The following is a 25,090-nucleotide window of genomic DNA, read 5'->3' as shown; positions in this document are numbered from 1 at the left end:
GTCAGCGGCTCGGTTCGAAAACCGACCTTGCCGATTACGCGCCGTAGACGACGAGCAGATCCTTGGCATCGATCTGGTCGCCGGCGCGCACCAGCACCTCGGAGATCGTGCCGTCCTTTTCGGCGTGCAGCGCCGTCTCCATCTTCATGGCTTCGATCGAAACCAGCACGTCGCCGGCCTTGATCGCCTGGCCGGGCGAGACGAAGACCGTGGAGATGACGCCCGGCATCGGCGCACCGACATGGGCGGCATTGCCCGGCTCCGCCTTGCGGCGGACAGCGGCTCCCGAAGCACCATGGGCGCGATCCGGCACCTTGATGCGACGCGGCTGGCCGTTGAGTTCGAAGAACACCGTGACCATGCCCTTCTCATCGGTCGCCGTCATCGCCTGGTTGACAATGACGAGTGTCTTGCCCTTCTCGATTTCGGCAAACAGTTCGTCGCCTTCCTTCAACCCGTAGAAATAGGCCGGCGTCGGCAGCACCGAGACCGGGCCGTAGGTGTCGGCCGCCAGCGCATAGTCGGTGAAGACCTTCGGATACATCAGGTAGGAGGCGAATTCGAAATCGCCGACCTTGCGTTCCAGCTTGGTCTCGATGACTTTGCGCTCCGCATCGAGATCGGCTTCGGCAAGCAGCGAGCCGGGACGGACGATATAGGGCTTGTCGCCCTTCAGCGCCTTCTTCTGCAGCGCTTTCGGCCATCCGGACGGCGGTTGGCCGAGATCGCCCTTCAGCATGGACACGACCGAGTCCGGGAAGGCGATATCCTTGGCGGGGTTCTCGACATCGGCAACCGTCAGGTCCTGGCTCACCATCATTAACGCCATGTCGCCGACAACCTTGGAGGACGGCGTTACCTTGACGATATCGCCGAACATCTGGTTGGCATCGGCATAGGCCTGCGCCACCTGGTGCCAGCGGGTCTCAAGACCGAGCGAGCGGGCCTGCTCCTTGAGGTTGGTGAATTGACCGCCCGGCATTTCGTGCAGATAGACTTCCGAAGCCGGTCCCTTGAGATCGCTTTCGAAGGCGGCATACTGGTGGCGGACCGCTTCCCAATAGAAGGAGATGCGACGGATCCATTCGGGATCGAGGCCTGGATCGCGTTCGGACCCTTTAAGCGCCTCGACGATCGAACCCAGGCAGGGCTGCGAGGTATTGCCGGACAGCGCGTCCATCGCCGCATCGACGGCATCGACGCCGGCGTCGACCGCGGCCAGCACGGTGGCGGCTGCGATACCCGACGTATCATGCGTATGGAAATGGATCGGCAGCCCGGTTGCCTCGCGCAGCGCCTTGAACAGCACCTTGGCCGCGGCCGGCTTCAGCAGGCCGGCCATGTCCTTCAACGCGATGATATGGGCACCGGCCTTTTCCAGCTCGACGGCGAGATCCGTATAGTACTTCAGATCGTATTTCGGGCGGGCGGAATTGAGGATATCGCCCGTATAACAGATCGCCGCCTCGCAGAGCTTGTTCTCTTCGATGACGGCATCCATCGACACGCGCATGTTCTCGACCCAGTTCAGGCAGTCGAAGACGCGGAAGAGATCGATGCCGCCCTTGGCCGCCTGGCGGACGAAATATTTGACGACATTGTCGGGATAGTTGGTGTAGCCGACGCCGTTGGCGCCGCGCAACAGCATCTGCAGCAGCAGGTTCGGCGCACCCTCGCGGATCAGCGACAGACGCTCCCACGGGTCTTCGGTGAGGAAGCGCATGGAGACGTCGAAGGTGGCGCCGCCCCAGCATTCCAGCGACAGAAGCTGCGGCAGGGCGCGCGCATAGGTGCCGGCGACGCTGGCGATGTCATAGGTGCGCATGCGCGTGGCGAGCAGCGATTGATGGCCGTCGCGCATGGTCGTATCGGTCATCAGCACCCGCTTTTCGCCGCGCATCCATTCGGCGAATTTCTGCGGACCGAGCTTGTCCAGCAGCTGCTTGGTGCCATCGGGAATATTGCTGTCGATATAGGGCAGCACCGGGTTGGCAGCCTTCGGCGATGGCATCGGCCGGCCGCGCGTTTCCGGATGGCCGTTGACGGTGACGTCGGCGAGATAGGTCAAAAGCTTGGTGGCGCGGTCCTGGCGCTTGACCTGCTGGAACAGCTCCGGCGTCGTGTCGATGAAGCGCGTCGTATAGCTGTTGTCGCGGAATTTCGGATGGGTGATGATCGCTTCGAGGAAGGTGAGGTTTGTCGCCACGCCGCGGATGCGGAATTCGCGCAGCGCGCGGTCCATGCGGGCGATCGCCTCCTGCGGGTTCGGCGCCCAGGCGGTCACCTTCACCAGCAGCGGATCGTAGTAGCGGGTGATGATCGCGCCGGTATAGGAGGTGCCGCCGTCGAGACGGATACCGAAGCCGGACGCCGAGCGATAGGCGGTGATGCGGCCGTAATCCGGGATGAAATTGTGCTCCGGATCTTCCGTCGTCACGCGGCACTGCAGCGCATGGCCGTTGAGGCGGATGTCCTCTTGGCGCGGCACGCCCGATTCCGGCGTGCCGATGGCAAAGCCGTCGAGAATATGGATCTGCGCCTTGACGATATCGATGCCGGTAACGACCTCGGTTACCGTGTGCTCGACCTGGATGCGCGGATTGACTTCGATGAAGTAGAATTTGCCGGTATCGGCATCCATCAGATATTCGACGGTGCCGGCGCCGACATAGTTGGTTGCTCCGGCGATCTTCAGCGAATAGGCGGCGAGCTCCTGGCGCTGCGCATCGCTGAGATAGGGCGCCGGCGCGCGCTCGACGACCTTCTGGTTGCGGCGCTGAACCGAACAGTCGCGCTCGAACAGATGCACGACATTGCCGTGCGTATCGCCGAGGATCTGACTTTCGACATGGCGGGCGCGCTCGACGAGCTTTTCAAGATAGACCTCGTCCTTGCCGAAGGCGGCCTTCGCCTCGCGCTTGGCTTCCGTCACTTCCTTAGCGAGATCGGCCTTGGAGCGAATGACGCGCATGCCGCGGCCACCGCCGCCCCAGGAGGCCTTGAGCATAACCGGATAGCCGATCTCCTCGGCCATACGGGCAACTTCCGTCATGTCCTCCGGCAGCGGCTCGGTTGCCGGCACGACGGGCACGCCGACCGAGATTGCCAGATTGCGCGCCGCAACCTTGTTGCCGAGCTGGCGCATCGTATCGGCGCGCGGGCCGATGAAGATGATGCCGGCGGCATCGCAGGCATCGACGAATTCAGGGCTTTCCGACAGAAGGCCATAGCCGGGATGGATGGCATCGGCACCGGAAAGCTTGGCGACGCGGATGATCTCGTCGATCGACAGATAGCTCTCGATCGGCCCGAGATCGCGGGCAAGATGCGGGCCGCGGCCCACCTGATAGCTCTCATCCGCTTTGAAGCGATGCAGCGCGAGTTTGTCTTCCTCGGCCCAGATGGCCACCGTTTTTATGCCAAGCTCGTTGGCGGCGCGGAATACGCGGATGGCGATTTCGGAACGGTTGGCAACCAGGATCTTGGAAATGGGCAATGCAGTCTCCTCACGGCATCGAAACGGGCAATGCTGCACCCGCGAAGAAAATTCTTAACTTCTTGTCACACGAAGTTCAATTTCCTCATGCTGCCAGAAATCAAAATAGTTGCCGCTACGGAATAAGACCGTTTCTGAAAGCGATTGCGACAATGTGCTGCCGGTTCTTCGCCCTCAGCTTGTCCTGGATGCTGTTCATATACCAGTCGACGGTATGGTTGGAGATCACCAGCAGGCGGCTGATCTCGATCGACGTCATGCCTTCGGCCAGGTGGCTCAGCACCTCCATCTCGCGCTTTGTCAGTTTCGCATCGACCTTGGTGGCTTCCTCCAGCGATTTCGCCTCGTCGCGCAGCTCCAGAAGCCGCCAGAACGTCTTCCTGGCCACGGCATCGAAGAGCGAAAGCTCCGTCGGCGACAGATCGACGGCATCGCCGCCGATGGTCATGCTGCCGAGCAGGCCGTTGCGTCCGTGAATGGGAAAGATGTAGCCGTCGACCAGCCCGTTGGCGCGGGCATCCGCCATCATCTGCTCCATGCGCCGCCGCAGCGGATCGCTCTTGAGCGCGGTCACGGCGTCGCGCCAGCGGAAGGGCCGCTGCGCCCGGCTGAGATGCCGCGCGACCGGATCGACAAGCATATAGCGCTTGTTTTCATAGGTCAGCGGCCATTTTTCTGGCCAGCGGCCAGCAAGAATAAAACTCGCAAGCTCGATATTCGGCCGGGGCTGCCGCAGCAGGCCGTAGAAATCGAACTTGTAGGAACGGAGCACCACCTCGAGTTCGGACACGACATTCTTGGCCAGCTTGCATTCTTCGATGACTACAAGCAGCTGTAACAACGAATGGATATTCACATCTACCTCTTGGCTTCACAGCCTGAATTGCTGGCGCGCTGACATCCAGAACGGTGTCCCGCCTCGTCCAAAGCGCATCCAATTGCCGGCAACATACTCAGCTCGGCACAAAATTGAACGTACTTGGCGAAATTTTTATCATTCAACCTTGGATGGCAGATCTTGCGCGATGTGGCAATGCGACGCCAAGGCAGCATCAAACTCTCACACTTTAAACAAAACCGATAGCGTCAACTTAAAAAGTGCGCGCGTATGACGCGAAAATTCGCGTTAAAAAACAGCGTCAGATTCCGTTAATCGCCGGTTCAGGTAGCGATCTGTAGCATCCGAGCATTCCGAGTTTTGCCGATGCAAAGAGGGTGCCAGACGTGTCACTGTTCAAAGTCTATGCGAGAGCCCTGAAGTATCTTGGCGCGTACCGATACCGCGTGTGGATGGTCGTGATCGCAAACATCGCGTTGGCGATGACCACCATTTACGAACCGGTTCTGTTCGGCCGTATCTTCGACGCCATTGCCAAGAAAGAAGCCGTCACGCCGACCATGGTGCTGTGGGCGAGCTTCGCCGTCTTCAGTGCCGTAGCGTTCATCGTGGTGTCCCGCGAGGCGGATCGTCTCGCGCATGGCCGCCGCGCCTCCCTGCTGACCGAAGCATTCGGCCGCATCATCTCGATGCCGCTGTCCTGGCATAGCCAGCGCGGCACGGCGAGCGCGCTGAACACGCTGCTGCGCGCCTGCGAAGCGCTGTTCGGCCTGTGGCTCGAATTCATGCGCAACCATCTGTCGACCGCCGTGGCGCTCGTCATCATGATTCCGACCGCCATGTCGATGGACCTGCGCCTGTCCGCAGTGCTCATCCTGCTCGGCGTCTTCTACTGGTTCATCGGCCGCCTGGTCATGAGCCGCACGAAGGACGGCCAGACCTCGGTCGAAAGCCACTACAATACCGTCTTCTCGCATGTCAGCGACTCGATCAGCAACGTCTCGGTGCTGCACAGCTACAACCGCATCGAAGCTGAAACCAAGGCGCTGAAGTCGTTCACTGAACGCCTGCTGGCCGCCCAGTATCCGGTTCTCGACTGGTGGGCTCTTGCCGGTGCGCTGAACCGTACGGCTTCGACGGTTGCCATGATGGCGATCCTGATGATCGGTACCGTTCTCGTTCAGGACGGCAGCCTGAGCCTTGGCGCGCTGATCACCTTCATCGCCTTCGCCAACGTGTTGATCGGCCGCCTGGAGCAGTTGCGCAACTTCGCAAACCAGATTTTCGAGGCTCGCGCCAAGCTCGTAGACTTCTACTCGCTGGAAGATTCGGTACGCGACCGCGAAGAGCCTGCTGGCCTGGCCGAGATCAAGGACGTCAAGGGCGAAGTGGAGTTCCGCGATGTATCCTTCGGCTTCGCCAATACCTCGCAGGGCCTGCACGACATCTCCTTCAAGGTGAAGGCTGGCCAGACCGTCGCCATCGTCGGCCCGACAGGCGCCGGCAAGACGACGCTCGTCAACCTGCTGCAGCGCGTCTTCGACCCGCAGAAGGGCCAGATCCTCGTCGACGGTCACGACATTACCAAGGTGACGCGCAAGTCGCTGCGCCGCTTCATCGCCACCGTGTTCCAGGATGCCGGTCTGCTGAACCGCTCGATCAGCGACAACATCTGCCTCGGCCGTGAAGGTGCTACGCAGGAAGAAATGATCCGTGCAGCCCAGGCCGCCGCCGCCAACGACTTCATCGAAACCCGCGAAAGCGGCTACGATACCCGCGTCGGCGAGCGTGGCAACAAGCTCTCTGGTGGTGAACGCCAGCGAATCGCGATCGCCCGCGCCATCCTGAAGGATGCGCCGATCCTGGTCCTCGACGAAGCAACGAGTGCGCTCGACGTCGAAACGGAAAACCGGGTCAAGGCGGCGATCGACAATCTGCGCCAGAACCGCACGACCTTCATCATTGCGCACCGACTGTCGACGGTACGCGAGGCCGATATGGTTCTCTTCCTCGACAACGGCCGCATTATCGAGAACGGCAGCTTCAACGAGCTCAGCCAGAGCAACGGCCGTTTCGCCGCCCTGCTGCGCGCCAGCGGCATCCTGACGGACGAAGAAGTCCGCAAGGCGCACACGACGGAACACGAAGCCGCCTGATCTTCGCAAGGGGCCCAAAATGGAAGCCGGGAGAGCGATGCTCTCCCGGCTTTTTTCTTGCCCAGTTCTTGGCTGGGTCGCCGCCTTGCCAAAACCATTCCGCAATATCCACACTGGAATGGCGGAAAGCAGACACGCAGATGCAAGAAAGGCCCGGCGGGAAAACCGGGCCTTTCCGTTTTCTGATCGGAGGTCAATACGGCTGGGCGCCACCAGGAGTTAACATCGGTACCCAACCGAGATCGGATCAGAACTTGCGCTCGAAACGGAGGACGCCGGCCCACTGGTCGCGATCGGCAGCATCCCAATTCGTGTAGGAAACCTCCGGCTGAACCAGCAGATCCTTGACCGGACGCCAGGCAACGTTGGCGGTTGCGGCGAAGATCTTCGAGTCGGTATAGGCAACTTGCGCGTTGGCCTGCAGCTTCGGAGTCAGCTGATAGCTGGCGCCCGTCCAAAAGGCCCAGTCGCCCCAGCCGCAATCAGCACCATTGGTCGGGCAGGCCGCGCGGTTGCCGTTGAGATAGGAGCCGGCATATTTGTTCAGCTTGTCGCCGTTCGTGTTCCAGCCGCCCATCAAGAAGGCCTTGAAGGCACCGAAGTCGGCGTCGACACGAGCCTTGATGGCGCCTTCCTCGACGATGCTGTCGTAGCCGCCGATGACCCGGAGGGTCCAGGCGCCCGTCTTGTAGCCGGCGCCGAGGACGACGTCCGGAGCGTAGTGGTTGCCCTTGCCGGTCTGCCAGGCGCCACCATAGGACGACGTATCGCCTGCGGAGTTGGAATCTTCCACCGAGATGACGGCCGTGAAGCCATTGCCGGCATCATACTTGTAGGTCAGCTGGTTGAGTTCCTTCGGGCCGTCATAGATGACGTCGTCGTTGATGACGTTGCCGGCATAACCCATGTAGGAGTTGTACTGCGAGTCAGCTTTACCGACGAGGAAGCCGCCGAGGCTGATATTGGCCCAGAGCAGCTTGGTGCTGGTCGTGTTGCCGTCGTTCCAGTCCCAGCGGATAACCGTGTTGGTCTTCAGCGGGCCGTATTCGGTGTCCGTCGCTGTGTCGACGGCGAGTTCTGCACGGGTATGCCAGAGCGTACCGCTCTTGCTGCTGGCATTGTAGGCATCGTACCATTCACCCTCGGTACGGACGCGGCCGCCGACCTTGAGGCAGGTTTCCGTGCCCGGAATAAAGAAGTAGCCGGGGCCATAGGCATCACAAATGCGAACATATTGAAGCGGTTCCGGCTCGGCGGCCACGATGGCGTCAGCCGCCTGCGCACCCGATGCAGCTGCCAGAGCGGCGGCCGAACCGAGAAGAAGACTTCTGATATTCATAGATTACTCCAATTCAGTATCGATTGGACATGAGCTATCGCGCCGAGAGTTCGACGTCCGTACCCATTCCCGATTTTGACAATCCCCACGAATGCGCGGCCATCCCCCTTGGAAAAGCCGGCGACGCGATGGCGGCACTCCCTAAGTGCCGTCACGACGACGATATAACAATTAAATTTTGCACAACAAGATTTTGGGCACTTAAATTTCTGCCGCACCGCAGCGCAATCATTTTGCGTTGCAGAAAAATCACGTCACACTTCCTTCGTGAAAGTGTCACAAATGAATTTTAGAGAAAAATCAGATAATTAGGCCGCGCCTTACGCGTGGCCCGGTGGGGCGCTCAGCGGCGCTTTGCGATATGCGCCGGCACGGCGGTCGCCGCCAGCTGTGCCTTTTCAGGCCGCTGCCCGGCAGTCTGAAGCCGCTTGCGCTCGAGATGATAGGCATAGAGGAACTGCGTGGCGGTGCCGATGACAACATAGATCGCACCAACGATGGGACTCTTGTTGGTCACATAGAGAAGAACCTGGCCGGCCATGGCGAGGATCGTACCCGCGACGAAAATATTGAGCGAATGCCGCCCGAGGATCGTCAGCGGATGATGAGCGGAACGGCGCAGAAACCGCGAAATGGACGGCACGCTGACGATCAGGTAGGCCAGCGCCAGCACATGCAGCAATCGCGGCAGCGACAGGAAGGTCTTGTCGAAACCGGTGACGACGGTCGGCAGACCCAGCGTCGCCAGGTAATCGCCGAGCACCCAGAGCTTGTCGGTAACCCAGACAAAAGAAACGAGCACATACACGGACGCGAGTGCGATCAGCACCGGATGAGCGGGGATCTTTCCACCGCGCTTCACATGCATGCAGGCGACGAAGCCTATGACGAACAGGAATTGCCAGGACAGTGGGTTGAGGAACCAAAAGCCTTCGAGCAAGGTCGTATGGGGCGCAATGTAATAGATGCCCGACACAAGCCAGACACTGGCGGAAACCAAAAGCAGCAGCGGCGGACTCTTCGCCTCCAGCAGCATGATCAGAGGCAACATGAGAAACAGCGCTGCGTACATCGGCAGGATATTATTGTAGCCGATCTGGTGTCCAAGCGTGAGCAGCGCCGGAATGCCGCCAGCCGGATCCATAAGCAAGGCCAGAATATTCACTTCGCACAGCAGACCCTTCTGCTGGAATATCCAGGCACCGGCGATGAAAAGCACCAGCGTCACGAAGGTGGTGATCATATGCGCGGTATAGAGCGTGAAGGCGCGCTTGACCGCCTTCCATGCCATCGACAGCCGGCTTCCAGGAGAAAAGCGGGTTCCGTAGGCGAGACCGACCGATATGCCGGAGATCAGCACAAAGGCTTCGGCTCCGTCGGAAAAGCCGAAGTTCTTCGAGGTCATGAACTCGAAGATCTGCCCCGGCACATGGTTGATGAAGATCATGATCAGGGCCAAGGCCCTGAGGACATCCAGTCGCGTATCCCTCTGAAGCACCGGCCGCGGCAAACTGACTGGCTGTGCCGATGCCGGGCCGATATTCGCCCTTGAGTTCATCGAGATCTCCTGTTCCGACAATCAAATGCGATCGGAGCTAGAGAGTTCCTTCCCTGCACCGAACGACGACGCAAAACAGTGCAGTAAATGCTACTGTCCGATCGGATGCCCTCGGGATGGGCAACCGTCCGATATTACGATGACCGAGTATCCCGCCGCTTCGGGCGCTTTTGAGACGGAAGCAGAGATTTTTCCGTCTGACGGCTCAATGTCCGCCGCCAAGCTATCCCGTCATGAAGGCAGCGGCGGCTTGAGGTGAGGCCGGCCATATTGGCGCTGTTGCCGAGAATGCCTTCGATCGCGACACGATACAGCCGGCCGGCGGATCCTGTGTTGTCAGGTCCAGTCGCCACGGCGAGTCGATTCCCTTTATATTAGATATCAGCCGTAACGACAGAGGGCTCTACACGATCGCTATCGACCCGATCACGATCATGTGCATGGCTGACCCGACTGAGCATATCGAAGCAATACAGGCATCTTCGGTGCGATCTCGCGCACGCCCATGACGACGTGGCCCATACTAAAAAGCGCAGCATCGACAATTCTGTCGGCCGCGCCCTCACCATTCGCTATTGAAGAAAATGAACTCCGAAGAGCCTTGCCGTGAGACGGTCAAACCCGCCTCCCCGCAAACGCTCTTCGATCAGATCACGAAGCCTAAGACAATCGCCGCTACGAACAGAAACGCCGCTGAAAACAGTACGACGTTAACCGCTGTCTGTATCTTGTGCCGCGTCTTGACGGTTCGCTTGGAACCGTCGAACTGATTCACATGCGCATTCGATATGCCCAAATTCGCCATGTGTTGCCTCCGTTCGTTCTTCTTATGTGTCTCTGATCGAGCTTCGAACAGACATTCACACAATTCCTATCAATTAGGTAGAGATGAATTTCTGTCCAGCAGCACGCTCGAGAAAAAATAAACCACTGGGTTGCAAGGGCTCATAAGATCGGCAAAAACCAAATCAGCAGAGAATGCGGCGAGCCCAAATCAAACTGCGCTCTATGGCGCTCGTATCGGCCACCTGCTCTTCGGCAGATCCGGCCTGGCGGCGGCATTTTTCATCGGAAAGAGAGGCAGACCGCACACCGTCCTGCTTCGCCGGGACCGGCGGATGAAGATAGCCCATGGTCATGCCACCCATGAAAAACATGCCTGCCTCCACTCGCGTGTGACCCATGTTTGGGATCACGAAAGTTAACCGCCATTAACGAGATCATGACAGAATTGCGGCAGGTGTCAATAGTCTATACGATTGGTCGTGTTTCGGCAGCTCGTCCGTTAAGCAATTCCAGGAGAAGCGCACGGAGGTTCTTCCGTCCAGACTTGCATTAAAACAAGCGGTTAAAGTGGCTCGGCGATTCCCGTGAAACCCTGAGCCGCTTTAACCTGGCAAGCCGCCGGAAATCATCCGCTCAGGCGCGGACGAAGCCTTTGCTGGCAACCATGAGATTGCGCGTGTAGTCTTCCTTGACGTCGCCCGCCGCCAGCTCTTTCGCCGTCAGTCTCTCGACGACCGCGCCGTTGCGCATGACCGCCAGGCGTTCGCACATATGGGTGACGACGCCGAGATCGTGGCTCACCATCACGAATGTCAGCTGACGATCCCTGCGCACCTGTTCGAGCAGATTGAGCACTTCGGCCTGCACCGAGGCATCCAGTGCCGAGGTAGGCTCGTCGAGTAGCAGGATGGAGGGCTCGACAATCAGCGCCCGCGCAATGGCGACGCGCTGACGCTGGCCGCCGGAGAGCTGATGCGGATAGCGGAAGCGAAAGCCGGTCCCCAAGCCCACTTCGTCGAGCGCCCTGGCAATCCGTGTTTCGCTGTCGCCGATCCCGTGGATCGCCAGCGGCTCCAGCAGCAGACGGTCGATCGTCTGGCGCGGATGCAAGGAACCGTAAGGATCCTGGAATACCATCTGCACCTGGCTATAAAAGACCTTGCTGCGCCTTGCGCCCTTCAGCTGCTCGTCGCCGACGCGGATGGTGCCATCGGTAACGGGCGCAAGGCCCGCGACGGCACGCAGCAGCGTCGACTTGCCGGAGCCGGATTCACCGACCAGACCGAAGGATTCGCCCTTGTTCACATCGACACTGACGGCATCGAGGGCATAGTAACCGTCATAGACGACGCTGAGGCCATCAACCGCAAGCGCCGCCATCATGCCGCCCACTCCGGCTTACGGTCGAGAACCGGCAACGGATGACGATTCTCTCCGATCACGGGCATGCAGCTCAGCAGACCACGAGTGTAGGGGTGCTGGGCATTGTTGAGCTCGGAAGCCTTGATTTCCTCCACGACCTTGCCTGCATACATGACGAGCACTCGATCGCAGAAGGAGGAAACCAGCCGCAGGTCGTGCGACACGAAAATCAGTCCCATGCCGCGCTCCGACACCAGCTTGTCCATGATTTTGAGAACATCGAGCTGCACAGTCACGTCCAGCGCCGAGGTCGGCTCGTCGGCGATCAGCAGTTCCGGCCCGGCGATCAGCATCATCGCGATCATGACGCGCTGTCCCATACCGCCCGAAACCTCGTGCGGATGCAGGTCATAAACACGGCCGGGATCACGGATCTGCACGGCTTCGAGCATAGCCAGCGCACGGTCACGCGCCTCCGCCTTGCTCACCTTCTCATGCGTGCGCAGCGTCTCGGTGATCTGCTTGCCGATGGTCATCACAGGATCGAGCGAATATTTCGGATCCTGCAGCACCATGGCGATGCGCTTGCCACGCAGCGACCGCCGCTCCCTGGCGGAAATCGACAGAAGGTCCATGCCGCTGAAATTCAGCTTGTCGGCGCTGACGAGCGCGTGCGGCGGGGTCAGCCCCATGATGGCTCGGCCCGTCTGCGACTTGCCGGAGCCACTTTCGCCGACGATCCCGAGCCTTTCGCGGCCGAGTGTGAAGGATACGCCCCGCACCGCTTCGATGACACCTGTGCGCGTCGGATAGCGGACCCTGAGGTTTTCGACTGTCAGCAGCGTTGTCATTGGCCGCTCTCCTTCGGATCGAGCGCGTCGCGCAGGCCGTCGCCAAGCAGGTTGAAGCCGAGGCTGACGATCAGGATCGCGATGCCGGGCATAGCCGCCACCCACCATTGATCGAGATAGTATTTGAAGCCGCTGGCGATCATGACCCCCCATTCGGGCAAAGGCGGCTGCGCGCCAAGACCGAGGAAACCGAGACCAGCCGCGGTCAGGATTACGCCCGCCATATCGAGCGTGACGCGCACGATCACCGAGGAAATGCACAGCGGCATGATGTGGCGGAAGATGATGCGCAGAGGCGTGGCACCCATAAGCTGTACGGCGGCGATATAATCCGAGTGCCGCACAGTCATCGTTTCCGCACGCGCCAAGCGCGCATAGGGCGGCCAGGAGGTGATGGCGATCGCGATGATGGCGTTTTCAATGCCTGCCCCGAGTGCGCCGGCGAAGGCAAGCGCCAGCACCAGCTTCGGGAAGGCAAGGAAGATATCTGTGATCCGCATCAGTATGGTATCGGTCCAGCCGCCGAGATAGCCGGAGATCATGCCGATGATCAGGCCAACCGGCGCCGATATGATCGCAACCAGAACGACGATGTAGAGCGTCCAACGCGAACCGTAGATGAGGCGCGAAAGAATATCGCGCCCGAGGTCGTCTGTGCCGAGAAGGTAGCCCGGCGTGCCGGGCGGCTTCAGATAGGCATTGGTCAGATCGCCGATGACGGGCGAGTGAGGTGCGATGACATCGGCAAGCGCCGCGATGAGCACGAGCGCGATGATGATCAGCAGGCCGACAACGGCGAGGCGATTGGCGGAAAACTGCCGCCATGTGACATAAGCACGCCCGAGTCTTGCCTGTCTGCGCGACTGCGGCCGGTCGGACAGCAGCCAGTCCCGCAAGCTGGGTTGGATGGTCTCAGCCGTCATTTACGTCGAGTCCTTGGATCGAGAGTCCGATACAGGAGATCGGAAATCAAGTTGATGCCGATGAAAACCGTGCCGACGACGATGGTGCCGCCGAGGACGGCGTTCATATCGGCATTGCGCAGCGAGCTGGTGATGTAGAAGCCGATGCCCGGCCAGGAGAAGACGATCTCCGTCAGCACCGAGCCCTCGAGCAATCCAGCATAGGAAAGCGCGATCACCGTGATCAACGGTACCATGGCGCTGCGCAGGGCATGTCCCCAGATCACCCGCGTCTCGGAAAGGCCCTTGGCTCGGGCGGCCACGACATATTCCTGGCCCAGCTCGTTCAACATGAAGCTGCGCGTCATGCGGCTGATATAGGCGAGCGAGAAATAGCCAAGCAGCGACGCCGGCAGGATGATATGGCGGAAGACGTCCCAGAAGACGTCCCACTGGCCCTGCATGCCGCTATCGAGCAGGAAGAAGCCCGTGATTGGCGTGAAGGTATATTCGAACGCGATGTCGATGCGGCCGGGATAGGCCACCCAGTTCAGCTTCGCATAGAAGATGACGAGCGAAACCATGGCCAGCCAGAAGACCGGCACGGAATAGCCGACAAGGCCGATGACGCGGACGATCTGGTCGATGAAGCTGTTGCGGCGCACTGCAGCGAGAACGCCGAAGGGAACGCCGAATACGGCGCCGATGATCGTGCCGACGGTCGCAAGCTCCATCGTCGCCGGGAAGACGCGCTTGATGTCGTCCATGACGGCATTGGTGGTCAGCACCGACGTGCCGAAATCGCCGCTCAAGGCGCTCAATAGATAGTAATAGAACTGCAGATAGAGCGGTTGGTCGAGATGCATCTCGCGCCGCAGGCGTTCCAGCACTTGCTGTGGCGCGTGGTCGCCGGCGATCGCCAGCGCCGGATCAATCGGAATGACGCGCCCGATGAAGAAGGTAACTGCGAGAAGGCCAAGATAAGTGGTGATTGCCACGACGAGGAATCGCAGCAGCCCCATGAAAAACGGAGCGGCACGGCCCTTCTTGGGCCGCACCTGCTTTTTACGTTCGACAGTGCTCAAAAGACTAATCCTGCCGGATCATCACTTCGAGATCGGCCAGACGAAGTTGTTGTCGAAGCTCGGGCCGAGCTTGAAATCCTTCACGTCCTTGCGATAGCCGGCGACTTCCGTCTGCTGATACAGGATAACGAAGGGGCTCGCTTCCATGAACTTCTTCTCGATGTCCTGATACATGGCGCCGCGCTTGGCCGCATCGCCTTCGAAGAGGGCAGCCTTGGCCAGCTTCTCCAGCTCCGGCGCCGTCCAGGTGTTACGCCAGACGAGCGTCTTGTTCGTGCTGGTATCGGAGTTGTCGTCGTTGGTCGTGAAGGTATCGGCGTTGGAATGGGGATCCCAATAGTCCGGGCCCCAGTTGCCGAAATAGATGTCGTGATTGCGGGCGCGATACTTGGTCAGCTTCTGCTTGCCGTCGCCGGGGATGATCTCCACCTTGATGCCGGCCTGGCCGAGCGTCTGCTGGATCGCCGTGGCGATGCTCGTGTCCGGCTCGATGCTGCGCACGTCCATCGTGATCGAGAAGCCGTTCGGCAGACCTGCCTTGGCCAGCAATTCCTTGGCCTTGGCGACGTCGAGCTTGAACGGGTTCTCGTCCAGCGAACCGAGCATACCCTTCGGCTCGAAGGTCTGGTGGATCTCGCCGATACCCTTGATCAGCGTCTTGCCGATGGCGTCGTAATCGACCAGGGACTTGAACGCCTGCTGCACTTCCGGCTTGGCAAGGTTCGCATTCTTCTGGTTGAGGCTCATGTAGTAGATCGTGCCCTTGGGCGCGCTGGTCGAAGCGAGCTTCGGGTTCTTCTCGATAGCCGTGAGATCGGTCGGCGAGAGATTGCGGGCGATATCGATATCGCCGTTTTCAAGCGCCAGGCGCTGTGCGGAGCTTTCCTTCATGAAGCGATAGATGACGCGGTTGAGCTTCGTCTTTTCGCCGTAGTAGTTGTCGTTACGCTCCAGCACGACGGCTTCGTTGGCGCGCCACTCGCGCAGCTTGAACGGGCCTGAACCGGCAAAACCGGTCTTCATCCAGCCATTGCCGAAATCGTTGTCATACTTGTAGTCGGCAGACGGCGTTACCGGCTTCACATGCTGCATGACCAGCTTCTTGTCGACCACTTCGGCGACGGTTGCCGTCAGGCAGTTCAGCACGAAGCTCGGCGCGTAGGGCTTGTCGACGGTAAAGACGAAGGTGTTCGGATCGGTCGCCTTGGCCTTTTCCGTCACGTTGCCGCCGTTGATGCCGAACTGGGTGAGAATGAAGGCCGGGCTCTTGTCGAGCTTGACGACACGCTCGAAGGACCATGCAACGTCGTCGGCGGTGATCGGATTGCCGGACGCGAATTTCAGGCCGGGCTTCAGCTTGAACGTATAGGTCAGGTGATCATCGGAGACGGACCAGCTCTCGGCAAGGTCGCCCTTGATCTTGGAGGTATCGTTGATGTCGAGGCGCACGAGCAGGCTGTAGGTGTTGCCAGTGATTTCGGCAGCGGACAGCTCGTATGCTTCGGCCGGGTCCATGCTCAGAATATCGTCGAAGGCGAAGCCTTCGACCAGCGTATCCTTGGGCGTCGCAGCGTATGCGTTCGGCGCCGCCATCAGCAGAAGCGAGAGAGCCACGCCGGCGGAAAGCGCGCGGAAAGCGCTGTTCATCTTGGTAATCATTGTTTTCATTCCCCTCTTAATAAACTTTACGCAATATCAGGACGCACTTGATCGGCTGCCTTCCTTCCAAGCGGACGCGAGGACGCGAAGCCAGTTCTCCTTGCACAGCTTTACAAGATCGGCCTCACCATAGCCAACCTTCCGAAGGGCGGCAATCAGGTTTTGGTTACCCGCAGCATCGCCGATTTCGGCGGGAATCGTCGCGCCGTCGAAGTCTGATCCAAGGCCGACGCAGTCGATGCCGACGCGTCCCACTAAATGGTCCACATGCCGCACCATTGCTTCGAGCGGCGTATCGGCATCCGAGCGCGCATCCTCGCGCAGCATGGCCGTCGCATAGTTGAGGCCGACGATGCCGTGGCTCTCCTTGATGGCGTCGAGCTGCCTGTCGGTGAGGTTACGCGCAACCGGCGTCAGGGCATGGGCATTGGAATGGCTGGCAACCAGCGGCTGGTCCGTAGTCTTGGCCACATCCCAGAAGCCCTTCTCGGTGATGTGGGCGAGATCGACAAGGATGCCGAGCCGATTGCACGCACGCACGAGCGCGAAGCCGACCTCCGTCAGGCCCGGTCCGGTGTCCGGAGAACTCGGATAGGCGAAAGGCACGCCATGGGCAAAGACATTGTTCCGGCTCCAGACGGGGCCGAGCGAGCGCAGCCCGGCGGCATAGAAGGTTTCGAGCGCTGCGAGATCGGCATCGATGGCTTCGCAGCCTTCCATATGCATCACGGCTGCGAAGACGCCCTTTTCCATGCAATCGCGGATTTCCGCGGTGGAGCGGCAGAGCTTCCAGGCACCGGCACGATCAAGCCGCAAGGCAATCGCTGCCATTTCCAGCGCGATGTCAAGCGACGGCGCCCGCTCCAGGGGAGCGGAAAGCGGCGTTGCGTAATGACCATTGCCGTCCGGATCGGCGAAGACGAGATCGCCGGAGGGGATGTAGATGGCACAGAGACCACCGACCAGCCCGCCGGCGCGGGCCCGCGGCGCATCGATATGGCCGCTAGATATCCCGTCCCTGAACTCGGCGATCGGATCGGCGCCATCGCGCGCATGATGCCACAGTCTCAGCAGGACGTCGTTATGACCATCGAATACGGATTGCATCGTCTACCCTGGATAGGCACCCCGATGGGGGGAGCGAATGGAAAGTGGCAGAATAGAAAAGCTGACAGGATTCGCCATACCCAAATGAAAAAAATTTGCATTTGCATGGAATGGCCCATTCAAACAGAAAAGGCGGGGTAAAAACCCCGCCTTGAGAGCATGTCCAGGAAAAGTGCGCAGCGGTTTTCCGTCCGGAATGCGTAAAGAAACAAGGAAATAGAGCATTTTCGCGATTCGAGGAAAAAGCGGAAATGCTCTAGATCGCTGACGATGTGTCGGGCATTTCAGCGTTTGGCGCGCTTCTTCTGGCGGTAGACGTCGATGGCGACGGCAGCGATGATGATGACGCCCTTGGCGATTTCCTGGTAATAGGCGTCGACGTTCAGGAAGGTGAAGCCGGAGATCATCACGCCGAGGATGATCGTGCCGATCACCGTGCCGGCGATGCGCCCGACGCCGCCGGTGAGCGAGGTGCCGCCGATGACAGCCGCTGCGATAGCGTCCAATTCATATGTCACGCCCATGCCGGCCTGCGCCGTCTGGACGCGGGCTGCCGTAATGATGCCGGCAAGGCCTGCCAGAAGCCCGGCAATTGCATAGACCTTGACCAGATGTCCCTCGACATTGATGCCCGAGACGCGCGCCGCCTGCACATTGGCACCGATCGCGTAGGTGAACTTGCCGTAGCGCGTGTAGCGCAGCACGATATGGAAAACGACCGCGATGATCAGAAAGACGACGACGGGCCAGATGCCGGAGCCGATGAAATTGAACTGATCGGTCAAGCCCGAGATCGGCTGGCCCTTGGTGTAGAGCTTCGACAGGCCGCGCGCCGAGACCATCATGCCGAGCGTGGCGATGAAGGGTGGAATTTTCGTGCGGGTAATGAGCTGGCCGTTGATATAGCCCGCAACGAGGCCGATCAGCAAACCGATGCCGATCGGAACGAAGAAGGGCATGTCGGTCAGCGCCGGATAGACGGCCCGTGCCCAGGTGGAAGACTGAGCGAAGCTGGCCGCCACCATGGCCGTCAGGCCGACGACGGAACCCGACGATAGGTCGATGCCGCCTGTAATGATGACCTGTGTCACGCCGACGGAGATGATGCCGATGACGGAGACCTGCAGGATCATGATCTTCAGACGCTGCAGGTTCATCAGGAAGCTCTGGCCGACGAAGATCCAGCCGAGGATTTCACAGAGGAGCGCGATGCCGATCAGCACGAGGAAGATGCCGAGTTCCGGGGGAACGCGGCGCCGTCTAGGACGAGTCAGTGCCGGTGCGGCCGCCTCTGCAACTTTGCTAACCATGGTTCAATCCTCCCTTGCGATGATTGGCGGCGTCACTGCGCGGCCAGTTCCATCACCTTCACTTGAGTTGCGTCCGCGCGATCCAGGAAACCGGTCACCCGTCCTTCGTGCATCACCATGATGCGGTCGCTCATTCCGAGCACCTCGGGCATTTCCGACGAGATCATGATGACGGCGACGCCGTTGCGCGCCATTTCGGTGACGAGGCGATGGATTTCCGCCTTTGCGCCGACGTCGATACCGCGCGTCGGCTCATCCAGTATCAGAATGCGCGGGTTGGTGAGCATCCACCGCCCGATCAGCGCCTTCTGCTGATTGCCGCCGGAAAGGTTTTCGATGCGCTCATCGAGATTAGGCGTCTTGACGCGCAGCTTCTTCGCCATCTCCTCGCAGGCCTGCTCGATCGGCCCCTCCTGCACGAAGCCGCCGCGCACGAACTTGTCGTGCAGGACCGCAACCTGCATGTTCTCAAGCACGCTGAGGATGAGAAGACAGCCAGTATCCTTGCGGTCTTCTGTCAGGAACGCCATACGGTGGCGGATCGCGTCGGCCGGCGAGGAAATCTCGGCCATCTTGCCGAAGAGCTGGATCGTGCCTGACGATGCGGGCGTCACGCCGAAAATGGTCTCGGCGACATTCGACCGACCGGAGCCGACCAGCCCGGCAACGCCGAGAATTTCGCCGGCCCTGACATCGAAGGAAACATTCGAAAACACGCCGTCGAGGCTGAGATCCTTGACCGAAAGGACGGTATCGCCGATCGGCACCTCTTCCTTCGGGAACATCTGCGTGATCTCACGGCCGACCATCATGCGGATTATATCGTCGCGCGTGACATCGGTGGAGGCATGAGTGCCTATATATTTGCCGTCGCGGAACACCGAGAATTCGTCGGCGATTTCGAACAGCTCGTTCATCTTGTGGGTGATGTAGACGATGCCGATGCCCTGGGCGCGCAGATCGCGGATGATCTGGAAGAGATGGGCCACCTCGCGCTCGGTCAGGGCCGAGGTCGGTTCATCCATGATCAGCACGTCGGAATTGTAGGAAACCGCCTTGGCGATTTCGACCATCTGCCTGTTGGCAACTGAAAGCTCGCGCACCTGGATTTCAGGATCGATGGAAATATTCAGGCGGTGGAAGAGTTCCTCGGTCTTGCGCCTCATCTCCGTATGATCGACGAAGCCCAAACGGTTCTTCGGCTCACGCCGGATCCAGATATTCTCTGCGACCGTCATATAGGGCATCAGGTTGAGTTCCTGATGGATCATCGCGATGCCGTTTTCCAGCGCATCGAGCGGCGACTTCAGCCGGATCTCGACGCCCTTAAGGCGCACCTCGCCCTGGTCGGGAATATAGATGCCGGCAAGGATCTTCATCAGCGTAGACTTGCCCGCGCCATTTTCGCCCATCAGCGCATGCACCGTTCCGCGCTTCAGGTGAAAGGAAACGTCGTCGAGGGCCAGCACGCCGGGAAATTCCTTGCGGATGCTTTCCGCGCTCAGCAGATAGGCGGCATTCGGAACAACGCCGCTGGCGCGCACCGCCGCCATGGTGGATGGGCTCACAACCATTTTTCCCTCCCGGGCAGATCGGATTTATGAGGATGCGGGCTCAAATGCCCGCATCCGTCGATCATCAAGCGATCAGTTCTTCTTCACGAAGTCCTTGACGTTTGTCGGCGTCACGAGCTGGAAGGGAATATAGACCTTTTTGTCGATCTTATCGCCCTTGGCGAGCTTCAGCGCGGCATCGACCGCGCCCTTGCCCTGACCGGCAGCATCCTGGAACACGGTGACCTTCAGGTCGCCTGCCTGCATGGCGGCAAGCGCGTCCTGCGTTGCATCGACGCCCGCAACGACAATCTTGTCCATTGGCTTGCCGGCAGCCTTCAACGCCTGGATGGCGCCGATCGCCATTTCGTCGTTGTTGGAGATGACCGCATCGAATTCGAGACCGCTGGAGAGCCAGTTGGTCATCAGGTCGGCGCCCTGGGTACGCTGCCAGTTTGCAGTCTGCTCCTGAACGATCTTGATACCCTTGCACCCGTCAGTGGCCAGAACGTCATGAACGTCCTTCGTACGCATGCGGGCGGCCTGGTTGGACAATTCGCCCATCATGACAACGGCCTTGCCCTTGCCGCCGAGGATTCGGCATACTTCCTTGGCTTCCAGAGTGCCGGATTCCTGCTCGTTGGATGCGACGAAAGCCTGCTTGTCCGGAAGGCTGTCGACGTTTGCCGGCTCGCGGTTGACGTAGATCAGCGGGATCTTGGCGTCAGCAGCCAGCTTGGACATGGCAGCCGTTGCATCGGTATCGACCGGGTTGACGATGATGGCATCGACCTTACTGGCGATAAAGTTCTGGATCTGGCTCTGCTGCTTGGCAATGTCGTTCTGAGCGTCTTCGACCTGCAGCGTCAAGCCATTCATGCCCTTCGCATAGTCCTGCATACCGTTGCGCAGAACGGTCAGGAAGTTGTCGTCGAACAGCGCCATCGACACGCCGACGGTTTGGGCATGAGCCGTGGTCGACAACAGAAGTGCCATCGCCGAACCAAGAATGAATTTCTTCATGTTTTCCTCCCAGATACGGTGCCCGGCCACACCCCTCCTAAATGCCGGAGCCCCCGGTCTCGACCGTGGGGCCTGTCATCAATTCGGTCGGCACTCCCATGACGACCACATTGAAAAAACGGAACAAACAAACCGTAAAATTCCAAGTACGGAATATTCATTCCATTTTTTATAGCAAAGGTCAATACTAAATTCGGGCCGCATTGCCGAAGGCGAAAAAGACGGATTTCTGGCGGGCGCTAGTGCAAGTATCGGCCGCCGAACCTACATACCGGCACCCTGCCCAATGAAACGGTTATTCCATCGCCATAGGAACGGGGTAGAATGCGACTGATCCCGGCCGCCGACGGTGGCCCGTAACGGAGAACAAACATGCCCTCGATGTACAGTTTCTCGGTCCCCGTCTTTCAACGCGGCCTGCAAAACCTTTCGGTCTACCTCGATCAGATCGAAGCCTATGCCTCTGAAAAAGGCATCGAGCCCAAAGAGCTCGTCGCAGCACGCCTCTTCGACGATATGCTGCCGCTTTCCGGCCAATTTCAGCGCGCTTCCGACGCCGCGAAACTCGCCATCGCCAGGCTGGCCGGCGTCGATGCCCCACGCTTCGAAGACAATGAGACGACAGTCGCCGACCTGCGCGAACGCCTGAAGAAAACACAGGATTTCCTGGCAACGGTCACGCCGGCTGTGATGGAAGGCAGCGAAACGCGGGAGGTGACGATCTCGCCGGGAGGCAACAAGATGGTCTTCAAGGGTGAGGATTATCTGACGAAGTTCGCCCTGCCGAACTTCTTCTTCCATGTCGCCACCGCACACGGCATTCTGCGCAGCCGCGGCTTGCCCGTCGGCAAGATGACCTATCTCGGATCGTTTGCCTAAAACGGATCAGGGCCGGCGCGAAACCGGCCCTTCTTCCGTCAGCTCCGTATAGGCAAGCGTCTGGTCCAGATGCTCCGCCCGCAAAGAAAGCAGTTTTTCCGCATAGGCGAGCCGGGTCGACGTATAAGTGCCATCATTCGCGACGTTTGAAAGCTCCATCGGATCTTTCGCCAGATCGAACAGTAGTGGCGGAAGACCGGCGAAATGGACATATTTGAACCGTTCGTCGCGGATGACGGCGAGGTTGCAGGCATTGGATTTCAGGCCGAAATGCCGCTCGGGACTTTCGTTGGCGATATCGCGGAAATCGAACTCCCAGAATGCCGCCTCGCGCCAGTGCGCCGGTTCGGAATCGGACAGGAACGGCAGAAGGCTTTCACCATCGACATGGTTTGCTGGAGCGATCCCAAGTCGGTCGCACAGGCTCGGAAAAATATCCGCAGCGCTAGTAAAATGCTCCACCTGTCGGCCATTCGTGGCGGGCTGGCACGGATCGCGAATGACAAGCGGAACATGATAGCTGCCGTCATGGAAACCGCCCTTGCCGAGCATCCAGTGATCGCCCATCATTTCCGCATGATCCGAGGTGAAGACGATGACCGTGTCGTCCCAGGCACAGGCATCCTTCAACGCCTGCCAGATCCGCCCGAGCTGCGCGTCGACTTCGGCAATCATGCCGTAGTAGACGGCGCGGATCGCTGAAAAATCCTGCGACGTCCATTCGTTAATGGAGCCCTGGCCACCATACATGAAGCCGCTCTTGCCGATCTGCGGCAACGCGAAGGCAAGCAATGGATGCGTCGCCGTTTCAGTCTCTCGATCAACGGGGCGGGCGAAGGCAGGGCCATCGGCCGCGGAGAACATGCGATTGTACGGCTCTGGCACCGAGAATGGCGGATGGGGCCTCAGAAACGAAACATGTGCAAACCAGGGTGCGTCCTGCTCGCCGAGCCAGCGAATGAATTCGCCGGCCAGAAAGGCCGTCTGCGTCTCGTCCTTAGAGTAGGCCGGCGCATTGTTGGAAATCTCGCCGGGCGCCGCGCCGACCGGAATATGGATATCGCGACTGACGGCATCGGCATGGCCGCGCGACCGCAGCCAGGATAACCACTGCTTTTCATGTTCGGGCAGCAGCTGCCGTGCGGTAAAGCCCGGCAGGACGCCTTCATAGGTCGTCAGATGCGGATCGTGCGGATCGCGGCCGCGCGGATCAGGCGCGGTGTCCGTATAGCCGAACAGCGTCGGATCATAGCCCGCCCGACGTGCCGCAAGCGCGATATTGTCGAAACGCGCATCCAGCGGCGATCCGTTGCGGCAAACGCGATGGTTCATCTGATAGAGGCCGGTATAGAGCGTCGCCCGCGCCGGCGAACAGGGTGCCGCACCCGCATAATGCCGGCGGAACAGGACGCCTTCCCGCGCCAGCGCATCGACATTCGGCGTCTTCACGCATTCATGACCGACGGCGGAGAGGCAATCCCCCCGCCATTGGTCAGCCGAAATCAACAGCACATTTGGGCGCTTGCCTCCAACGCCAGCAAAGGAGGAATGCTCAGTGCTGGTTGGATTTGGCATGCCAGTTCCACGCGGATTGGATGATCTCGGTCAGATCATATTGTGGCGACCAGCCGAGGATATCGCGGGCCTTGTCGTTGTTGGCGACGAGCGTCGTCGAATCGCCCTCGCGGCGGCCGACATATTCGACCGGGAACGGCCGGTTCGAAACCGCCTCGATCGTTCCCAGCAATTCCTTCACCGTCGTACCGGTACCCGTACCGAGATTGAGGGCGACGGAGTCTCCGCCGCGCAGCAGATATTCCACGGCGCGGACATGGGCATCGGCAAGATCGAGCACATGGATGTAATCGCGCACGCAGGTCCCATCGCGGGTATCATAATCGCTGCCGAAGACCTTGAAGCCCTCGCGACGACCGAGGGCTGCATCGATGGCGAGCGGGATGGCATGGGTTTCCGGCTTATGCCACTCGCCGATACGGCCCTCGAAATCGGCGCCGGCAGCGTTGAAATACCGCAGCACGACCGAGCGCAGCCCTTTGTATTGGTCATAATCGGCGAGCGCCTGCTCGACGATGTATTTCGTGCGACCGTATGGGTTGATCGGCACCTGTCGATGGCTTTCGTCGAGCGGCACGCTCTGCGGCAGACCATAGGTTGCACAAGTCGAGGAAAAGACGAAGGCCTTCACGCCGGCCGCCTGGGCTGCCGAAAGCAAGGTCAGCGTGCCGATGACGTTGTTCTCATAGAAGGAGACGGGATCCTTGACCGATTCACCCACTTCGATCAATGCGGCGAAATGCAGGATGGCGGCGGGCTTGTATTTGGCCAGCACCTCGTCGAGACGCGCCCGATCGCGGATATCGCCTTCCTCGGCCGGACCCCATTTGACGAATTCACGATGCCCATTGGAGAAATTGTCATAGACGACGGGCTGAAAGCCCTTGTTCGCCAGATCCAGACATGTGTGCGAACCGATATAGCCGGCTCCGCCCACCACAAGAACCATTTCCCCTGCCATAGTCATCCCTTCTCAACGATGTACTGCCCAAAGCATGTCGGATCGTGCTTGATCCGAGGTGTAGAGTTAGAGATCTCTAGACGAGTTGCAAGGTTGGAAAATGACTTAGGGTGTGAAGCGGCACCGGGGTGTAAGCTCTCTCAATCTTGAACAGTCTTCCACTCGGATTGACTTGGGTGAGGAACGCCATGGACTGAGTTATTAAGAGAAGCGCAAACGGCGACGCTGTGGAAGTGCTTCGTCTGTTAAAGCGAAACCAGCCAAGTGCTTCTGCTTTGATGGTACCTTAACCGCCGCGCGATCCTCCGCATTGGACCTAACCCTAATCCTCCCTTTGGTGGTTCTCGGTATTGGATCGCCCAAGCCTTACGTAGGTTTTCTGTTCCGTTGCTACTCATACGGCGTCTCGATAAATCTGACTCACGGGCTTCCCAAGAGGGGATGAATCTGAATCTCTGTGGCAAACGGGAGGTTTGCTGCGATGGGTTCAGCGATTTCATTGCGAGAAGATTTTGATGGCGAGCGTCTGCGCCGTCTGGCGCGCCAGAGTAAGGATGCCGCTCAAGCCCGGCGACTTTTAGCGCTTGCCGTCATCTATGATGGCGGCTCTCGTTCAGACGCCGCCCGCCTGGGCAATATCACGCTACGCT

19 protein-coding genes and 1 pseudogene are annotated in these 25,090 nt (G+C 59.7%); 3 read left to right on the top strand and 17 right to left on the bottom strand.

Features of this window, described 5'->3' with window-relative positions; translation table 11 throughout:
* Positions 1 to 34: 34 nt before the first annotated feature.
* Both pyc and QD409_RS28730 read right to left on the bottom strand, forming a co-directional pair.
* On the bottom strand, positions 35 to 3,496 hold the full coding sequence (gene pyc, locus QD409_RS28735; RefSeq protein WP_430764296.1) for a pyruvate carboxylase: 3,462 nt from the start codon (positions 3,494 to 3,496) through the stop codon (positions 35 to 37).
* Positions 3,497 to 3,611: 115 nt separating this feature from the next.
* Positions 3,612 to 4,352, bottom strand: a complete 741-nt coding sequence (locus tag QD409_RS28730; RefSeq protein WP_092851824.1) for a helix-turn-helix transcriptional regulator — start codon at positions 4,350 to 4,352, stop codon at positions 3,612 to 3,614.
* Positions 4,353 to 4,720: 368 nt separating this feature from the next.
* Here QD409_RS28730 and QD409_RS28725 point away from each other — a divergent pair, with 368 nt between their 5' ends.
* Positions 4,721 to 6,490 (top strand): glucan ABC transporter ATP-binding protein/ permease, encoded by a 1,770-nt coding sequence (locus tag QD409_RS28725; RefSeq protein ID WP_092851823.1) that lies wholly within the window; start codon positions 4,721 to 4,723, stop codon positions 6,488 to 6,490.
* Between the two features lie 247 nt (positions 6,491 to 6,737).
* On the opposite strand, the gene QD409_RS28720 is transcribed toward QD409_RS28725, so the two are convergent.
* From QD409_RS28720 to QD409_RS28660, 13 genes are all read right to left on the bottom strand, one after another.
* On the bottom strand, positions 6,738 to 7,829 hold the full coding sequence (locus QD409_RS28720; protein ID WP_430764295.1) for a porin: 1,092 nt from the start codon (positions 7,827 to 7,829) through the stop codon (positions 6,738 to 6,740).
* 343 nt (positions 7,830 to 8,172) lie between these two features.
* Complete coding sequence (locus tag QD409_RS28715; protein WP_425348543.1) at positions 8,173 to 9,276, bottom strand: OpgC family protein; 1,104 nt, start codon at positions 9,274 to 9,276, stop codon at positions 8,173 to 8,175.
* A gap of 757 nt (positions 9,277 to 10,033) precedes the next feature.
* Positions 10,034 to 10,192 (bottom strand): hypothetical protein, encoded by a 159-nt coding sequence (locus QD409_RS28710; protein WP_430764294.1) that lies wholly within the window; start codon positions 10,190 to 10,192, stop codon positions 10,034 to 10,036.
* A gap of 163 nt (positions 10,193 to 10,355) precedes the next feature.
* Positions 10,356 to 10,544, bottom strand: a complete 189-nt coding sequence (locus tag QD409_RS28705) for a hypothetical protein (RefSeq protein WP_430764293.1) — start codon at positions 10,542 to 10,544, stop codon at positions 10,356 to 10,358.
* A gap of 262 nt (positions 10,545 to 10,806) precedes the next feature.
* Positions 10,807 to 11,556 (bottom strand): ABC transporter ATP-binding protein, encoded by a 750-nt coding sequence (locus QD409_RS28700; protein ID WP_430764292.1) that lies wholly within the window; start codon positions 11,554 to 11,556, stop codon positions 10,807 to 10,809.
* On the bottom strand, positions 11,553 to 12,386 hold the full coding sequence (locus tag QD409_RS28695; RefSeq protein WP_430764291.1) for an ABC transporter ATP-binding protein: 834 nt from the start codon (positions 12,384 to 12,386) through the stop codon (positions 11,553 to 11,555). Before QD409_RS28695 ends, QD409_RS28700 begins: the two co-directional genes overlap by 4 nt.
* Entirely contained in the window at positions 12,383 to 13,309 is a 927-nt protein-coding gene (locus QD409_RS28690) for an ABC transporter permease (RefSeq protein WP_430764290.1), read from the bottom strand. The genes QD409_RS28695 and QD409_RS28690 overlap by 4 nt, the downstream gene beginning before the upstream one ends.
* A complete protein-coding gene (locus QD409_RS28685; RefSeq protein ID WP_430764289.1) occupies positions 13,306 to 14,373 on the bottom strand; it encodes an ABC transporter permease in 1,068 nt (355 codons plus the stop codon). The genes QD409_RS28690 and QD409_RS28685 overlap by 4 nt, the downstream gene beginning before the upstream one ends.
* Positions 14,374 to 14,394: 21 nt before the next feature.
* On the bottom strand, positions 14,395 to 16,032 hold the full coding sequence (locus QD409_RS28680; RefSeq protein ID WP_430764288.1) for an ABC transporter substrate-binding protein: 1,638 nt from the start codon (positions 16,030 to 16,032) through the stop codon (positions 14,395 to 14,397).
* A 36-nt stretch (positions 16,033 to 16,068) separates the two neighbouring features.
* The gene (locus QD409_RS28675) at positions 16,069 to 17,139 is read right to left on the bottom strand and encodes a dipeptidase (protein WP_092851741.1); all 1,071 of its coding nucleotides are present in this window, start codon (positions 17,137 to 17,139) and stop codon (positions 16,069 to 16,071) included.
* 284 nt (positions 17,140 to 17,423) lie between these two features.
* On the bottom strand, positions 17,424 to 18,449 hold the full coding sequence (locus QD409_RS28670) for an ABC transporter permease (protein ID WP_004127101.1): 1,026 nt from the start codon (positions 18,447 to 18,449) through the stop codon (positions 17,424 to 17,426).
* Between the two features lie 32 nt (positions 18,450 to 18,481).
* Positions 18,482 to 20,023 (bottom strand): sugar ABC transporter ATP-binding protein, encoded by a 1,542-nt coding sequence (locus QD409_RS28665; RefSeq protein ID WP_430764287.1) that lies wholly within the window; start codon positions 20,021 to 20,023, stop codon positions 18,482 to 18,484.
* Between the two features lie 72 nt (positions 20,024 to 20,095).
* A complete protein-coding gene (locus QD409_RS28660) occupies positions 20,096 to 21,025 on the bottom strand; it encodes a sugar ABC transporter substrate-binding protein (protein WP_430764286.1) in 930 nt (309 codons plus the stop codon).
* Between the two features lie 372 nt (positions 21,026 to 21,397).
* On the opposite strand from QD409_RS28660, the gene QD409_RS28655 reads away from it, so the two are divergent.
* Complete coding sequence (locus tag QD409_RS28655; RefSeq protein WP_430764285.1) at positions 21,398 to 21,904, top strand: DUF1993 domain-containing protein; 507 nt, start codon at positions 21,398 to 21,400, stop codon at positions 21,902 to 21,904.
* A gap of 6 nt (positions 21,905 to 21,910) precedes the next feature.
* Here the strand turns inward: QD409_RS28655 and QD409_RS28650 are convergent, their stop codons facing one another.
* Both QD409_RS28650 and galE read right to left on the bottom strand, forming a co-directional pair.
* Complete coding sequence (locus tag QD409_RS28650; protein ID WP_430764284.1) at positions 21,911 to 23,479, bottom strand: alkaline phosphatase family protein; 1,569 nt, start codon at positions 23,477 to 23,479, stop codon at positions 21,911 to 21,913.
* Positions 23,457 to 24,440: a UDP-glucose 4-epimerase GalE gene (gene galE, locus QD409_RS28645; RefSeq protein ID WP_430764283.1), complete on the bottom strand. Its 984-nt coding sequence runs from the start codon at positions 24,438 to 24,440 to the stop codon at positions 23,457 to 23,459. Before galE ends, QD409_RS28650 begins: the two co-directional genes overlap by 23 nt.
* A 481-nt stretch (positions 24,441 to 24,921) precedes the next feature.
* Here galE and QD409_RS28640 point away from each other — a divergent pair.
* Positions 24,922 to 25,090, top strand: a pseudogene (locus QD409_RS28640) (IS630 family transposase); the annotation flags it as partial.

The organism is Rhizobium sp. BR 315 (assembly GCF_050577975.1).
In the GTDB taxonomy this organism is placed as follows: Bacteria; Pseudomonadota; Alphaproteobacteria; order Rhizobiales; family Rhizobiaceae; genus Rhizobium; species Rhizobium miluonense.
Note: the sequence above shows the minus strand (reverse complement) of the source record. Positions and strands in the feature narration are given on the sequence as shown.

Coding starts and splice junctions, on each gene's coding strand:
- QD409_RS28720 (WP_430764295.1), bottom strand. CDS start 7,829: ATGAATATCAGAAGTCTTCTTCTCGGTTCGGCCGCCGCTCTGGCAGCT.
- QD409_RS28715 (WP_425348543.1), bottom strand. CDS start 9,276: ATGATCTTCATCAACCATGTGCCGGGGCAGATCTTCGAGTTCATGACC.
- QD409_RS28710 (WP_430764294.1), bottom strand. CDS start 10,192: ATGGCGAATTTGGGCATATCGAATGCGCATGTGAATCAGTTCGACGGT.
- QD409_RS28705 (WP_430764293.1), bottom strand. CDS start 10,544: ATGTTTTTCATGGGTGGCATGACCATGGGCTATCTTCATCCGCCGGTC.
- QD409_RS28700 (WP_430764292.1), bottom strand. CDS start 11,556: ATGATGGCGGCGCTTGCGGTTGATGGCCTCAGCGTCGTCTATGACGGT.
- QD409_RS28695 (WP_430764291.1), bottom strand. CDS start 12,386: ATGACAACGCTGCTGACAGTCGAAAACCTCAGGGTCCGCTATCCGACG.
- QD409_RS28690 (WP_430764290.1), bottom strand. CDS start 13,309: ATGACGGCTGAGACCATCCAACCCAGCTTGCGGGACTGGCTGCTGTCC.
- QD409_RS28680 (WP_430764288.1), bottom strand. CDS start 16,032: ATGATTACCAAGATGAACAGCGCTTTCCGCGCGCTTTCCGCCGGCGTG.
- QD409_RS28675 (WP_092851741.1), bottom strand. CDS start 17,139: ATGCAATCCGTATTCGATGGTCATAACGACGTCCTGCTGAGACTGTGG.
- QD409_RS28670 (WP_004127101.1), bottom strand. CDS start 18,449: ATGGTTAGCAAAGTTGCAGAGGCGGCCGCACCGGCACTGACTCGTCCT.
- QD409_RS28665 (WP_430764287.1), bottom strand. CDS start 20,023: ATGGTTGTGAGCCCATCCACCATGGCGGCGGTGCGCGCCAGCGGCGTT.
- QD409_RS28660 (WP_430764286.1), bottom strand. CDS start 21,025: ATGAAGAAATTCATTCTTGGTTCGGCGATGGCACTTCTGTTGTCGACC.
- QD409_RS28655 (WP_430764285.1), top strand. CDS start 21,398: ATGCCCTCGATGTACAGTTTCTCGGTCCCCGTCTTTCAACGCGGCCTG.
- QD409_RS28650 (WP_430764284.1), bottom strand. CDS start 23,479: ATGCCAAATCCAACCAGCACTGAGCATTCCTCCTTTGCTGGCGTTGGA.
- galE (WP_430764283.1), bottom strand. CDS start 24,440: ATGGCAGGGGAAATGGTTCTTGTGGTGGGCGGAGCCGGCTATATCGGT.